Source organism: Microbulbifer variabilis (genome assembly GCF_020524905.1).
GTDB classification, from domain to species: domain Bacteria; phylum Pseudomonadota; class Gammaproteobacteria; order Pseudomonadales; family Cellvibrionaceae; genus Microbulbifer; species Microbulbifer variabilis_A.
Map to the genome: position 1 here is coordinate 226,667 of NZ_JAIVKI010000003.1, position 14,597 is coordinate 241,263.

12 protein-coding genes are annotated in these 14,597 nt (G+C 51.1%); 1 reads left to right on the forward strand and 11 read right to left on the reverse strand.

Translation table 11 applies throughout. The annotated features are described in order from the left end of the window. Window positions 1-6: 6 nt before the first annotated feature. From LC073_RS06205 to LC073_RS06225, 5 genes are all read right to left on the reverse strand, one after another. Window positions 7-465 carry a TerB family tellurite resistance protein gene (locus tag LC073_RS06205; protein WP_226645008.1) on the reverse strand — a complete coding sequence of 153 codons (459 nt, stop codon included), beginning with the start codon at window positions 463-465 and terminating at the stop codon, window positions 7-9. Then, window positions 446-1,441: a transaldolase gene (tal, locus tag LC073_RS06210; RefSeq protein WP_226645011.1), complete on the reverse strand. Its 996-nt coding sequence runs from the start codon at window positions 1,439-1,441 to the stop codon at window positions 446-448. Before tal ends, LC073_RS06205 begins: the two co-directional genes overlap by 20 nt. 56 nt (window positions 1,442-1,497) lie before the next feature. After that, entirely contained in the window at window positions 1,498-2,475 is a 978-nt protein-coding gene (gene dusA / locus LC073_RS06215; RefSeq protein WP_226645019.1) for a tRNA dihydrouridine(20/20a) synthase DusA, read from the reverse strand. A 130-nt stretch (window positions 2,476-2,605) separates the two neighbouring features. Beyond that, window positions 2,606-3,814: a glycerol-3-phosphate dehydrogenase/oxidase gene (locus LC073_RS06220; RefSeq protein ID WP_226645022.1), complete on the reverse strand. Its 1,209-nt coding sequence runs from the start codon at window positions 3,812-3,814 to the stop codon at window positions 2,606-2,608. Next, on the reverse strand, window positions 3,798-4,490 hold the full coding sequence (locus LC073_RS06225) for a glycerophosphodiester phosphodiesterase family protein (RefSeq protein WP_226645025.1): 693 nt from the start codon (window positions 4,488-4,490) through the stop codon (window positions 3,798-3,800). Before LC073_RS06225 ends, LC073_RS06220 begins: the two co-directional genes overlap by 17 nt. 723 nt (window positions 4,491-5,213) lie before the next feature. Here LC073_RS06225 and LC073_RS06230 point away from each other — a divergent pair. Then, window positions 5,214-5,897: a molecular chaperone gene (locus LC073_RS06230; protein WP_226645029.1), complete on the forward strand. Its 684-nt coding sequence runs from the start codon at window positions 5,214-5,216 to the stop codon at window positions 5,895-5,897. A gap of 168 nt (window positions 5,898-6,065) precedes the next feature. On the opposite strand, the gene LC073_RS06235 is transcribed toward LC073_RS06230, so the two are convergent. From LC073_RS06235 to LC073_RS06260, 6 genes are all read right to left on the reverse strand, one after another. Continuing rightward, window positions 6,066-7,025, reverse strand: a complete 960-nt coding sequence (locus LC073_RS06235; RefSeq protein ID WP_226645031.1) for a hypothetical protein — start codon at window positions 7,023-7,025, stop codon at window positions 6,066-6,068. Continuing rightward, complete coding sequence (locus LC073_RS06240) at window positions 7,012-9,534, reverse strand: TcfC E-set like domain-containing protein (protein WP_226645033.1); 2,523 nt, start codon at window positions 9,532-9,534, stop codon at window positions 7,012-7,014. The genes LC073_RS06235 and LC073_RS06240 overlap by 14 nt, the downstream gene beginning before the upstream one ends. Before the next feature lie 39 nt (window positions 9,535-9,573). Further along, window positions 9,574-10,107, reverse strand: a complete 534-nt coding sequence (locus LC073_RS06245) for a hypothetical protein (RefSeq protein WP_226645036.1) — start codon at window positions 10,105-10,107, stop codon at window positions 9,574-9,576. Window positions 10,108-10,497: 390 nt separating this feature from the next. Continuing rightward, window positions 10,498-11,457, reverse strand: a complete 960-nt coding sequence (locus LC073_RS06250; RefSeq protein ID WP_226645038.1) for a hypothetical protein — start codon at window positions 11,455-11,457, stop codon at window positions 10,498-10,500. Beyond that, window positions 11,444-13,960 carry a TcfC E-set like domain-containing protein gene (locus LC073_RS06255; protein ID WP_226645042.1) on the reverse strand — a complete coding sequence of 839 codons (2,517 nt, stop codon included), beginning with the start codon at window positions 13,958-13,960 and terminating at the stop codon, window positions 11,444-11,446. The genes LC073_RS06250 and LC073_RS06255 overlap by 14 nt, the downstream gene beginning before the upstream one ends. A 48-nt stretch (window positions 13,961-14,008) precedes the next feature. Next, on the reverse strand, window positions 14,009-14,536 hold the full coding sequence (locus LC073_RS06260) for a hypothetical protein (RefSeq protein ID WP_226645045.1): 528 nt from the start codon (window positions 14,534-14,536) through the stop codon (window positions 14,009-14,011). Window positions 14,537-14,597 lie beyond the last annotated feature (61 nt).

Here is a 14,597-nt window from a genome sequence, read left to right on the forward strand (position 1 = left end):
CGCAATTCAGCTGTCCCGCATATCCCTAGCCTCTGCCCGTGCGCGGGTAAACAGCCCATGGGGAAGATAAATTAACTCGGAAACCCGGCGGATCAGATGCTCTTCAAAAGCTTCGATCACATCGTCGGAAAAAGCCACCTGCCACATCTGCCGAACCAGCAGGTATTTGTCTCTCTCGCTGAACTGGTCGTTGACTGCCTGAGTAAACTCAAACAGGGAGGTAGCGTGCTCCCTCTGGTCTATGGCCTCATCGATAATCTCTGCCGCCTCATGGTTGCTTAAGGCGTAGTGTTGGCACAGCAATTCAATCAGAGTGTTGCGCTCGCGTGGGTCGAGCTTTTGATCGACTGTGGCCACCTCAACCAACAAGGCGGCACTGATCATACGCACGTCTTTTTCATCGTGCATTTCTACATCGGCGTTGTTGCCAATCTGTTCAAACAGCTTACGTATTTGTTGCAGCATCAGTTTCCCGGCGTCCCATGACTTGGCTCTGTAGCAGCATCTCGAGCCGCTCCTGATCTTTGACAAAATTGCGGATACCTTCGGCGAGCTTCTCGGTGGCCATGGCATCGCTGTTGAGTAGGTAGCGGAATGCCGCTTCACTGAGTCGTCCCTCTGGCCGCGGCAGCGGCTCGTTGACCGTGGGGAGTCCACCGACCAACAGCCCCTCGCTGTCCTCCAGAGATTGCAGCAGCTGCGGGCTGATCGTCAGACGGTCGCAACCCGCCAGCGCTTCAATCTCCGCTGTATTGCGGAAGCTGGCACCCATCACAATGGTGTTGTAGTCCCGCGATTTGTAGTAGTGGTAGATATTACGCACGGACAGTACACCGGGATCTTCCTCGCCACTGAAGGCTTTTCGGTCCCCGTTGGCCAGGTGCCAGTCCAGAATACGCCCCACAAAGGGGGAGATCAGGGTTACGCCAGCCTCGGCGCAGGCGATGGCCTGGCTCAAGCAGAACAAAAGGGTCAGGTTACAGTGAATGCCCTCTTGCTCCAGTATTTCTGCAGCGGCTATCCCCTCCCAGGTGGCGGCGATCTTAATCAGTACCCGTTCGCGGGCTATCCCCTCGCGTTCATACAGGGCCACAAGGTGTCTGGCATAGTCAATAGTGCTGCGGGTATCGAAGGACAGGCGCGCATCTACCTCTGTGGAAACCACCCCAGGGATCAGTTGCAATATTTCGCTGCCGATACTGACCGCCAGTTTGATCGCGGCCAGGCGTGCCGTTTCCGTGGGGTTGGCGCCACCCTGGTGGTTTACCGCCCAGTCCAGCGACTCTTTGATCAGGCCCCTGTACTGGGGCAGCTGGGCAGCCTTGTAGAGAAGAGAGGGGTTGGTGGTGGCATCTTGAGGACGATAGCGGCGGATGGCCTCGATATCGCCAGTATCTGCCACTACCTGGCTGCGTTGTTTGAGTTGTTCCAGTTTATTCATAGCGATTCCTTCGATGATTATTGGCTTCCCTTTCTCTGAAACACTAGCCTTCCAACTTAAGCCGCTTGGGTGACCAGCGACAAGGCTTCTTCTACAACCTCTGGCCCCGCGTTTTTCTTGTGGGCGTTCTCACTGAGATGGCGGCGGAAACGGCGCGCTCCGGGCAGGCCCTGGAAGAGCCCGAGCATATGCCGGGTAATATGATTGAGGCGCTGACCGCCCGACAGCTCCCGCTCGATATAGGGCAGCATCTGCTCGACGACTTCCGCCGCGTCGGGCCCTTCGCTCTCCCCGAACAACACGCTATCCACCTGGGTAAGAAGTGCCGGGGTCTGGTAGGCGGCACGACCCAGCATAACACCATCAACGCGCTGGAGATGTTGCAGGCACTCCTCCAGGGAGTTAATCCCACCATTAATGATGACTTGTAGCTGTGGATAATCCTGTTTCAGCTGGTAAACCATGTCGTAGTTGAGCGGGGGAATCTCCCGGTTTTCCTTGGGGCTTAGGCCCTGCAGCCAGGCTTTGCGCGCATGGACGATAAAGGTCTCAGTACCGATCGCTACCTGTGCCTCCACAAAGCGGGTCAGGCCTAAATAGTCCTCCATATCGTCAATGCCGATACGGTGTTTGACCGTAACTGGAATCGATACCGCCTCGCGCATAGCGCTGAGGCCCGCCGCCACGATATCGGGCTCCGCCATCAGGCAGGCGCCAAAGCGCCCGGACTGCACACGGTCACTGGGGCAGCCGCAGTTGAGGTTGATTTCCGCATAACCCCACTCCTGGGCAATCCGCGCACACTCTGCCAACTCCCAGGGATCGCTACCACCAAGTTGCAGGGCGACAGGCAGCTCGGCGGCGTTGAATTGCAGATGACGCTGACGATCACCGTGCAGGATCGCCCCGGTGGTTACCATTTCGGTATACAGGCGGGCGCGCCTGCTCAACAGGCGCCACATATAGCGGCAGTGACGGTCACTCCAATCCAAGAGTGGCGCGGTACAAAAGCGGTGGGGGCTGAAATCGGACATAAACTGCGGTGAAAAAAGAGTCATAAAACCAGAGTAGCCGCCTATTATATGGGATGTAAAACCGAGACCCTAAGGAGACTTTCCAAGGCCTTGTGAAACTTCACTTGCGAGGTGGTTTTTATAGGGGGCGTTAAAGATTGCGCTCGCGCTCAGAAGCGCTGGTGGTATTGCTGCTTGAAGAAGTGTTTTGGCGGGGAGGGCCTTTATCCTGCAGAGTGGTTTGCAGCTTTTTGGCCAGCTTGCGTGCGGTGGCGCGGTAGCTGGTGAGCTTGCCCCCGGCAACTGCGAGAATGCGCGGCTTGCGCTCATTGTCACAGCAAATCATGGACTCCCGCGAACGGGCAAAAGGGCTCTTCTCCGCTTCCGGCAGGACCCGCAACCCGGCAAAGCTCTCGCAAATGTCCTCCGCCTTTAGTCCGCGGGTCTGGAAAAAGTGCTGCTGCACTGTGCGCAGCAGGTAAGCCTCCTCATCTACGGTGGGCACTACTTCCCGTGGATCGCCGAAGAATGGGCGTTCTGTGGTGCCCACCAGGGTCTTGTCCTGCCAGGGCATTACAAACACTGCGCGGTGGTCCTCGGCCTCCACATAGAAGATCTTGTTGCCCAGGGACAGTGGCAGCAGTATGTGAGTGCCTGCCACAAGGTCGATTGGAGGGAGGGGCACTGGGGGTGAGCAGCGCGCGTTGGTGGTGGCTACCCAGGGACCGCTGCAATTGACCAGTGCGCGGGTGTGCAAGGTGTTCAATTTGCCATCGGCCACGTAATCAACCCGCACGCCCTCATCGGTAACTTCCGCGCCTACCAGACTGCCGGGGCAAATGATTTGTGCGCCGTGAGCAATTGCTGAGGCAACCACGTCACGGGTCAGCGCAGCGTCGTCTGTTTGCGCATCGTAGTAACGAAACACTGCAAGTAGATCTTCCCGCTTGAGGCCTGGCAGGGTATCCCACTCCGATTTCGACAAAGCGCGAAAGCGCGAGGACTCACTGCCGATACCGGAGAGCAGTGCATAGAGGCTGAGCCCCAGCCTTACCATCCATGGCGACCGCTTGCTGTGACGGTAGACCGGAATATAGAAGGGAACCATGCGCACTAACTGGGGTTTATTTTCCAGTAGCCAGCTGCGTTCGCGCAGGCACTCATAAACGAGGCGGAACTGGCCGCTCTCCAAATAGCGCAAGCCGCCGTGGATCAGCTTTGAGGAACGCGAAGAGGTGGCTGCGGCGATACCCAACTGCTCCAGTATCACTACCGAGTGGTGTTCCTTGGCTAGGGCCTCAGCGGTTCCCGCGCCAAGTATTCCCGCGCCAACTACCAGGACATCAAAATCCGTAGACATCACTCGCTTCCCGGGAGCGCATCAACAGCGGCAGGTTGCCGGTGAGGATATGGTGCGCTCCCCGCTTGCGCCAGAGTACGGCCTCTTCGGCGGAATTGATTTCGTAGACCACCCATTGCCAGGGGCCCGGTGGTAACTCCTCACAGTCGATAAAGCTATCGCGGATCAACAGAAACTCCGGGGCGAGGGTGACAATATCGGCAGACAGGCAGCGCGGTACACTACTGATCTGCAGGGCCACCCTGTGCCAGCCCATATTGCGGGCAGCCCGGAGACTGCGGCAATCCTGGGTAAGTAGGGCAAAGGATTCGCGCTCATTGCGCATTTGTTCCAACAACTTCTTTACTGCAGCGGTAAATCCCATATTGGCGATGTTGGCTGCGGAGATGCCCACAAACCAATCCAGGTGTCGATGACAACTGGCCCAGTCCACAACCTGTATAAAGGAATCGATAGGCAGGCGGTTGAGTTGGGAGTCCCTCAGGTCGTGAAAGTAATGCTGACGTCTGTCACTGGGGAGAGGCAGAGTATCGTTGTGGTAGCACCAGGGTGTGCCATCCAGACTAAAGCGGACATCGCACTGAATGGCGCAGGCGCCCAGGTTATGGGCAGCCTCAAAAGCGGCGATGGTATTCTCCGGGTGGCGGGTTTTGTCGCCACGGTGCGCGATTAGCATGAGAGTCAAATCCGGAAAGCAAGCGTTATTGTCGGCTGGATATAGGCGCTTTGGCGCTCTGTAACCCAAAGGTCAATGGCCCAGGGTGGAATTGGGTCTTACAGGAAAAATAGACTGTGGAGGGGGGGTTGCAAGTGGAGTGCCGATGAAAATTGGATATGAATTGAGCCCTTGAAATCAGGCTTTGCCAGTAGCCCGGCTGGCAGCGGTAACTTCCATAGCTAAAATTAAAAAGTATCGCTCTTTTGTTGTCTGTACGGATGGTGTTTGCCGTACTGTAAAGAGGTATTAACCGCCAATGACCAGTATCAGGTTAGGCGTGGTTTTGCTTTTCTGGTGGCTTGCTTGTGTTTTTACAATGCACCCTGCAGTCGCCAGTAGTTCAGCCACTGCGACGGCGCAGATTACGCTAGTTTTTCCGCCGAACGCAACTTTGCGACAGGCAGCGGGGGGAATTCATCGCGAGTTATGTTTGCGGAATTTCCCGGTTCAGCACATTAGCGTGACGGTCTTGACGCAGGATTTCAGGAGGGGACAGCGGACCCTAGATCTGGGGGCTAAGCGGTGTCTGATTGAGGGAGAGATCAAAGGGGGTTCAGAGTTGATAATCAGCGCAGAATAACTATCTTGCTCTTGTGTCTGCTTTTAAAAGAAGTAACCAACATTTCACCAGTGTAAAATGACGGGTTTAGAATAATCGTCTCTCAAAATACTCGGTCACTTATGAAAAAACTATTCATTGCCTTTGTAATGCTGATTGCCCAGCCGGTAATGGCCGCCATGTCTGTGGATAAAATTGTCCTCTACTTGGAGGATGGTCCCAGTTCAAGGGATGATGTCGTAATCAGTAACCCAGATGAAGAAACTCTTTACGTGCAGACGGAAATTTTCCGTGTGGATAACCCAGGCCGGGAGAATGAAGAGAGAGTCAGGGTGATCAATCCCGATGAGTTTAAGCTCTTGGTGAGCCCATCGAAAGCCGTGTTAGCCCCAGGAGAGAGAAAGCGCTTTCGCCTGATGGCGCTCGATCGCAATTTGGAGGAAGAGAAAGTCTACCGAGTGACTTTTAAGCCGGTTGTCGGTGAAGTTAAGTCTGAGCAAACTGCGCTGAAAATTCTTGTGGCTTACCAGGCGTTGGTTTTTGTCCAGCCAAAAGGTGGAGCCTACGAGGTTGGGTTGGTAAAAGAAAATGGCTCCTATCGTCTCACCAATAATGGCAATATTAATGTTGAGGTGGTGGAAGTTCGTCACTGCTTTGCCGAAGGGGAGTGCGAAAAACTTGAAGCCTCCGGCCGACTCTATGCCGGTACCAGCATTGAGGTTGCGGATGTGCCAGCCAATGGTGAGCTGGAAGTGTTATTACGCGGCCAAAACAGCGAAAAAATCCGCTTTCCACTGAAAAGTTGATTCTCAACGGAGGCAGTAAGGCATAGGGTTTTGGCCTTGCTGCATTCAATTATTCTGTATTTATAAGTTAAGTACTTTGTAAGTCAGCGCAAGTTAATGTTGTAAAGCAGCAATCTGATCGAGAGATTCTTAAGAACTTTTAAAAAGTTTTGGTGCCTATGGTGTCTGTTATTGACTGGTAACTGTTACCGTTATTACATCTGAATAGTAGGAGCCTCTGGCTTGTTCCCAACTGCCGGCGGGAATCGTTACAATCAGCCTGGCATTGTCTGTTAAGCACCGTCCAGGTGCTATGCGTGAAAGGGTGCCTCGAGCTTGCCCTATACTCTGTGTTCTGGCGCCACGGGTTTGGCTCATATCGTCGGTAAAGGATGCTGCATAGGGAAGGCTCTCCATCGCACCATTGAGCTGAAACATTTTTGCTCCTCTGGCGCCTGAAGTAATTCCATTTCTACTCGTTAAATTAACCAGATAGTTACTAAATCCTACTCCATCAATACAGAAATCTTCATGGCCGGTGATATCCTGCCCAGAAGAAAAGCTTGCATCAGTGATATAAATATTTCCAAGGTTTCTGATGCTTATGCTAGGTTCAACCTCCATTTCAATATCAAAATTCACTATTTGAGAATCTGCAGGAAGTGAATCCAAATACTGCATCACCTCCATCTGAAAGTGACCATAGTAATAGTTAGACGTGATTGCGTTGGTAGGGTTGATCTTTATACTTAGAAAGTTATTTAAATCGTTAAGGCTGCCGGGATATTGGTTACTGAATATTTCCGGACGTAAAGGCGTAGACGCACTGTTCCGAGAGGAAAAGGAAAGAGATATATCTAATGAATCTCCACTGTCAGAAAACAATTGAAATTTTCTTCCAGTCTCGGGGGTAACCTTTATGGCAAAGGGCTGGGCATGACCATTTCGATTACTGCGTAAGGTAAAATCGACCTCTTTCTTATATGCCTCATAATTAATGGTATGGCTCCCCTGTAGATCGCAAGTACGCAAATAAACATCTCCGGTACAGGCCGCCAATGACAGGTTGGGCTGTACCATGGTGAACCCTGCAATGAATGTCGCCAGGCTTAGAGGTTTTAGGGGGGGGAGCTTGTTATTGCTTTTCATTGTGTTCGCTGACTTCAAAGGCTGGGAGACAGTAGGCGTCTGACTGTTGTAGCGTTCCTAAGTTGATCCAGTTTTCCCCGGAGTCCTCGACCTGAACACTAATACTGCAGTTAAGCCATTTGACCTCCAGGGTGGAATTACCCTCCATCTCAATAGGGACTTCCAATTGAAAGACACCAAATTGATCTGTTATTACTTCATGCTCACCAATTGAAACAAGAGTCTCAGGGATACCGTTACCAAAAGAAGTTAACCTACCCATAATGACGTAGAGTGATTGTATGCTGTAGTTGGTCTCGGAAACATTTCCTGGGTATAGGGTAATAAACTGGCTTTTTTCCTTAAATTCAAAGAATCCATCATCCAGTGGTCGCAAGGTAACATCATAGCTGCGGTATGGGAGCAAATTAATAACCGATTTTTTGCCCCCTTTTGCATAACCGTGGCGTGAACCATCGACAAGCACTTCAAAATCATTATTTTCGCTGCCGTCTATATCGACGATAATGGCGCTTTCATAAGCCCTTTCTCCTCCCCAGGCAAACTTCTTGCTCGTAGCAATAATGTTGGTGCTGAAACTACCCAGGTAGTTGGTGGTGCGATTATTGCCATCCTTGCTGTAATTAACTGCCGAGTTGATAAAGCCTTGGCGGCCGGAAAGACGGGTGCGGCTTTCCAGGTAATAACCATCGTCTGTATTTTCAATACCTAAGGCTTGCTCCACTTCTGCAGACCATAGCTCTCTATCGTTCCACCGGCTTTCAAAACTCAGTCTATGCGGGGTTTCTCTTTGATTGTTGCCAAATTCTCTAAGGGCCGTGGCAAAGTGTTGCCATTGATCAGCGTAGTACCTGAGTTGAAAATCGATGCTTGAATAGGTTTCGTTGTCTGACTTGTTGTAGGAAAAGGTGATATCTCCGAACCAGTTTCTTTTTTTGATGAGTGATCGTCTATAGGCAAGTGTAGTAAATTTGCTGGTGTTGTTTGAGTCGGGCCCGCCGAAAATATTGTCAGAATAAATTGCCGTTGTTCGGCTTCTTTCGCTGTATCGAAGCGAGAGGTTGCCACCTAGAATTAAACTCTGAATGCCTATATTTTTATGGGAAAAATTATGGCGGAGTAGTGGGTATTCATCCCGCGGGTATAGATGCTTATCTCCATACAGCTTGCTAATGGAGGCATTTAAGGTGGCGAAGGGAAGTTCGAACAGGCCTTCAAACCTATAGCCTTTTTGACCTCTCCGGCCTACCAAAAAGTTAGGGGAAAGCTCCAGACGAGTTCCTATCCAGCGTGCACCTAACTCCAGGGATTGCTGGTTTTCCGTGGCAGAAATAGTACTGAAGAGCGCTATATTGTCAGAAACCCTGCGGCCTAAATAGGCCTGTACAAGACCTTCATTATAATATCCCGGTAGGCCGCGATAGCTGCCTGAATCTGTAGGCATCCCGGCGAGCAGGCTCCAATGCCACTCTCCTGGTGCGGGCAGATAGAAATCTTTGGCAAAAAATTCGGTGAAGCTGGTGAGAGGACGGCCCGATTCATCAAAAGTACGGACTTCAATCTCATAGGCTCCACTGGGTAAGCTTGAGGTGTCGAGTAGCCTGTTGCCAGCATCCAGTAACTCTGAGTGAACCAGGCGGTTTTCCCGGTAAACTTCTACCCGCCCGCGCACGGGCATATTTATTTCAACCGGTGCACCTTCCTGGTAGGAAAGGTCTGTACGTGTAAGTCTAGAATTGCGAAACTCTACACCGAAAACAGATCGTGAGGTATTGAAATAGCCGAAATTGCCTTGGGGTTGAAAGAGTCCTGCAGAGTAGTTTTTTCCGCGAAAATCTTTTGCCCAATACAGGTTGCTAACCTGATACCCCTGTTCGTCTGAGTAGTGCCACTGGCTGCGAAGCGACTTCTCGCCATATCCAATAATCGTATTTCCATTAAAAGTTGTGTGATAACTGTTGTCCGCTTCGTCAGAATGATTGCCGGCCCAGGCCGCACTCAGATTTTGGATTAATGAAAATTCACTACTTGAAGGCGGTAGGTAAGGATCGGAAATCGCTACTTGTTGCGGCAGTAGATCCGGGGAGAAAAATACATCTAATCGATACTGGTTGTTGTTATAGATAACCGCAAAATCCTTAGGGCTCATAAATCCACAATCAATTTGTGCAGCGTTTTGGCATATTCGATCTGTATTTTTACTTTGCGGTTGCTGAAGAAGTTGTTCCACTCGCTCTGGGTTTAAAGGTAACGGTAGTAATTTCATGACTGCGGCTGGGTCATGAAATTCGATAACAGTGGGATGCACAGTAATTTGTACCGCGCCAATCATCTGGCCGCCATAATAGAGGTCGGCCACAACCATCTGTGGTTTAGTGAGATCCTCAAAACCCGCCGGTATATTGGTTGTTATGGGGTTAACAAACTCTTCCGAGAAAACTGTTACCTGCCAGAATAATACAGGCAATAATAACCAGCGAAAGATTCTGGCGGGTTTTTTTCTTACCATAAAAAGCTATTACCAGAATTGAGATTGGTTTTTTATTGGTTATTCCGACGTTACTGTGATCGTTAAGGTGTCGGTATATTCGGTTCCACTTAAAACTCTGGCATTCTCCCAGTCCGCATTTAAAATGGTTACCTCAAAAGTAGAATTTTCCGGTGCTCCATTTCCATTGCAGTTACCAGGATCTTGGATGGCTTGTCCAGTCAAGGCGACTCCCTCGATGGTGGGAGCAAAGCCTCCATTGGGCACATTTTCAAAGCCGACGTGATAGGGAATATCTATAGTTCCATCAGTCAGTATATATTCGTCGGTGCCATTCTCGCTCTCAAAGAGAATTTCGAAAGTAGAGAATCCAATGCCACGAATACAAAAAGATTCCCAATCAACGGCATTATTGCCTGAGGTCGGATCTGCAATGGTGAGGTTTTGAAGACCGTTAATGCTAATAGCTGAGGTAAACTGCAGTACTATTTCAGTATTGGCGTTGGCGTTGACAGCCAATGCCACTGGAGCTGCAATAGGTAGTAGGAGAGCCATCGTTATAGGGGCGACACGGCGTAGTGAAATATGGTTCATTATTTTTATCCTTTAACCAAATGAGTATAGCGAAGCGTACTGTCGGCTCCGTGGTTAAAAGAATAGGAAAGATTACCCAGTAGGCCAGTAAGCAATGCTAATCATTTCTCATTTTTACCGGTGATAATAAGCTTTGTTTGTCGCAATATTTTCTATTTTTTAGTTCTGGGGGAGATGAAATGGCTTATTCGTAGTGAATGTTGGTTTTAATGACTAAAAGAGATTTTCAACGAAATCAAATGGATGAAGTTTATTTTTCTGATGGTATTTTTGGGTGAGGCTGGGAAAGGATGCTGATGCCAACTATTGGCCGATTGAATACTTGTTTGTTTAAAGTTTTTGCTTTGCCAGTTACCTAAGTCTAAGGGCTATACCTGGATAAATTACTTGTCACTGACTGCTAACCGTGACGGTTAATACATCGGTATAAATGGGCTCCCCGGCCTGCTCCCAGTCTGAGGGGGCAACTGAGATAGTCACTCTGGCGTTGTCGCTGACACACGTTTCGTTGGACTGCCTTACAAATGATCCCGGTATATCGCCCTGGTTATTTGGGCTCTTGGCGCTACTGCCATTTAAATCATCGGAGAAACTGACCGAATAAGCCATGCTCTCAGCGGCGCCTTTGAGGGCATAAGGGGAAATCCCGCTTCCTCCAGTACTGCCAGTACTGCCATTACCGCTGGAAAGATTGACTGTATAGCGGTCGAAACCAATGCCTCCAATACAGAAATCCTCCTGCCCCTCAATCGGTTGACCAAAAGAGATGCCCGAATTGCTCAGGTCAATATCCCCCAAACTGCGAATGACAATGTTGGGCTCTACCTCCAAAACGATATCAAAGTCTACGGTTTCGCTATCGGTCACGAAGATAAGGAAGTATTGCTCCAGGGTGAGCTGGAAACTTCCGGTGTATTGATTGGAAGAGGGAGTCTTGGCGTTGTTAATTTCCACTAAAAGGGAGGCGTTGGTATCGTTGCGACTACCGTTAAAAGGGCCCGCGAGATTATTGAGGGTGAGCGACTGTGCATCGCTATTGCTGGGGTCTAAGGTAAAGGCAATATCCAGGGTATCGCCATTGTCGGCAGTCAGTGTAAAAGTGTTACCACTCAGAGGCGCGAGCTCGGCATAGTAAGAGTAAGCGCGGCCACCGAATGAACTGCGGCTGCGCAAGGTAAAGGCAATCTCCTTGGTATTGGATTGGTAATTCAGATTGTGTGTACCGCCAAGGTTACAGGTGCGTAAGTTGTCATTACTGGAGCAACTCTGGGCCTGGGCCGGCATATGGCAAGATAGAAAAAGCAAACCCAGCCATAGGAGTTTGGCGAGAAGGTCTTTAACGTTGCGCACCGATTACCTCCGCGGTGTATTCCATTTGGCAGCTTGCCTCGGATTGCTCAATGGTACCGATATTCAGCCAGTTCTCTCCAGAGGACTGAATATTTATGGGAGCACGGCACAAATCCCAGGTTAATTCCTGGGAGCGCAGGCTTTTCTGGTTTGTATTGATTTCCAGCTGGAATACGCCGTACTGGTCGGTAGTGGTACTGTGTTCGCCGATGGAAAGCCGGGTGTTTGGTAAGCCCTCTCCCATATCGGTAAGGCGCCCCAAAATGAGCCGCTGTTGCTCTATTTGATAGATTGTGGTGTTTACATTGCCGGGATACAGGGTAAAGGTTTCACTCTGCTCGCGGTAATCGAAGAAACCGTTATCTAATGGGCGCAAGGAGAGGTCATAGCTTTTAAAAGCGGGTAAGTTGATGACAGACTTTTCACCGCCTTTGGCATAACCGCGTCGGGTGCCGTCCACTAACACTTCAAAATCCTGCTGGTCGCTGCCATCAATTTCAATAATGACTGCGCTTTCCAATGTGCGCTCGCCGCCCCAGGCGAGGGTATTCCCCGTTGCAATCAAATTGGTGCTGAAACCGCCCAGGTAATTGAAACCCTTGCCGGTGTTATCGCTATTAAAACCCAGGGTGCTGTTTAAATAACCGAAATGGCCGGCGAGATAACTGCGACTCTCTAAGTAGCGAGTCTGTGTGCTTTTCTCCGCGGAAAGCTGTTGCTCAAATTCCGCAGCCCATAAGTCTCTATCGTTCCAGCGGGTTTGCAGGGCCAACCGCTGTTCGCGGCCACTGTGGTTGCTGCGTTCACTATGTAGATTTGCACTGTGCTGCCAGTGTTTGGAGCGCCGCCGGAATTCTACCTCCAGGCCGGTGTATTGTTGTTCGTCGGCCTCATTGTAGGAGAGGGTCGCACTGCCGAGCCACTTTGCGCTTTTGAAGATATTGCGCTTAAACGAGAGGGTGGTGAGTTTGCGTGCACTTTCCAGCCGGTCGGTCTGCTCTCCGGGCAGTAAATCGTAGGAGCTATCTCGCTTGCGCAAACGCAAAGCCAGTTGCCCCCCAAATAGACCACTTTGCAGAGCCAGGCTGCGCTGTGAATAACCGTTGGGCAACAGCTGCAGGCTATTCGGCTCATTAAATACCGTGGCGTTATCCAGCCTGGTATCAATGGCGCTCAGTGTGGCGAAAGGCGTTTTCAACAGTGCTTGAACCCTGTGGCCATTGCGCCCATCGTCGCTGGTCACTAGGCTCGGTGAAATTTCAAAATAACGCCCTATCCAGCGGGTGCCGATTTCGTAGAGTTGTTGCTCCCGGGTTGAGCTCGCCGCAGCAAAGAGCCCTAGATTGCTGGTAAGTCGGCGGGCAATAGACCCTTGCACCAACATGTCATCGTAGCGCTCGGGTAGCGTTTGCGTATTACTAAAGGACTGCGCAGGTTGGCCCGCGTGAAAACTCCAGGACCATTCCCCAGGAGCGGGCAGCAGGGAATCCTTGGTAAAAAATTCAGTGTGACGGTGCAATGCCCGGCCCATCTCATCAAAGGTACGCACCTCGATTTCGTAGGCGCCGTGGGGCAGGGTGCTGGTATTGAGTAGGCGGTTACCGGCCTCCAGCATTTCCGTGTGAATCAGCCGCCTGTCCCGATAGATTTCCACACGCCCGCGCACCGGCATATTGATTTCAAGTGGTGCGCCCTGCCGGTGTTTGGTATCTGTGCGACTGAGCTGTGAGCTGCGTAACTCCAGTCCATACAGTGTGTTTTGGCTGCCGAAATAGTGCCAGCCACCCTGGGGTTGTAGTAAACCAACTGAGTAGGCTTTTCCGCGGTAATCCCTGGACCAATGCAGCGCACTAATTTGGTTGTGCTGCTCTGTGGCGGCGGACCAGCGGGCGTGCAGGGCGCCCTCGCCAAAGCTGACGATAGTATTACCATTTAGAGTTGCGCTGTGGCTGTTGCCACCGAGATCACTTTCCACTCCACTCCAGGTGCCGTTGAGGTTTTGCACAATGGAAAACGCACTGGTAGATGCAGGGAGATAGGGGTCGGAAATGGCCGCCTCTTGTGGCAGCAAGTCTGCGGAAAAAAACAGGTCGAGCCGATAGCGGCTCTCGTCGTAAATCACAGCCACTTTTTCGGGCAGCAGGTAGCCACAGTGTTTTTGCCTGGCCGAGCGACATACATACTGCGAATTTTTGGGTAAAGGTTTGCTGATTGCCGCCAGCACCGCCTCTCTATCCAGTAATTCTGGCAGCAGCGGGAGTAATAATTCGGACTGGTCGAAATGAACATGGGTGGGGTCAGCGGTAATCTGCGCTGCGCCTATATAACGGCCGCCATAGTAGAGATCCGCCAGCAACTGCTGCGGTTCGGTTAGCGTATCAAATCCTTCCGGCGCAGAGGTTTCCAACAGAAAAGTCGCTGCTGTGGCTGCAAAGGTATTGGCGTGAATGGCTTGCGCCAGGCAAAAAGCCAGCGCATGCCATTTATTAAGACTTCCTGCCATAAACTGCGATCGGTTTGGCTGGAAATCCTATCCGGCCACGCCAAAAAATTATTCAGAAGCTACGGTGATCAGCAGGGTATCGGTATAGCTGGTGCCATTGAGGACATCGCTGGTCTGCCAATCGCCATTGGCAACAGTGATTTGGAATCTGGCGTTGTCTGAACCACTGCAGGAGGCGGCGTTGCGGGTTTGCCCGGTGACTGCCTGACCTTCGTTGACCGCGGTAAAAGTTCCGCTGGTGCTGTTATCGAAGCCCACGCTGTAGGGTACGTCGAGACCGTTGCCGGAAAGGCTGAAAGCGGTATCGTTAATACCGTCATTGCTTTCGAAGGTGATGCTGAACGTGGGGAAGCCAAAACCGCCAATACAAAAGGCTTCACTGGCAACCGCATCGGTGCCCAACGCGGGATCGGTTATTGCAACATCACCAACTTCGGCAATCTCAATAGTTGGCGTAAAGCTAAGAGTGATATCACTGCTGGCGCTATCTGAAGCCGCCATAGTGGCTGCCGAGGTGCTGAAAAGGATGCCTGCTGCGACGGCAGAGACCAGTGAACGAACTACATTTTTGTGCATGGCGTATCTTCCTGAGCCGTTGGTTATCGTTCTGTGAAAAGCTGCTCGCGAAGATCCTGCA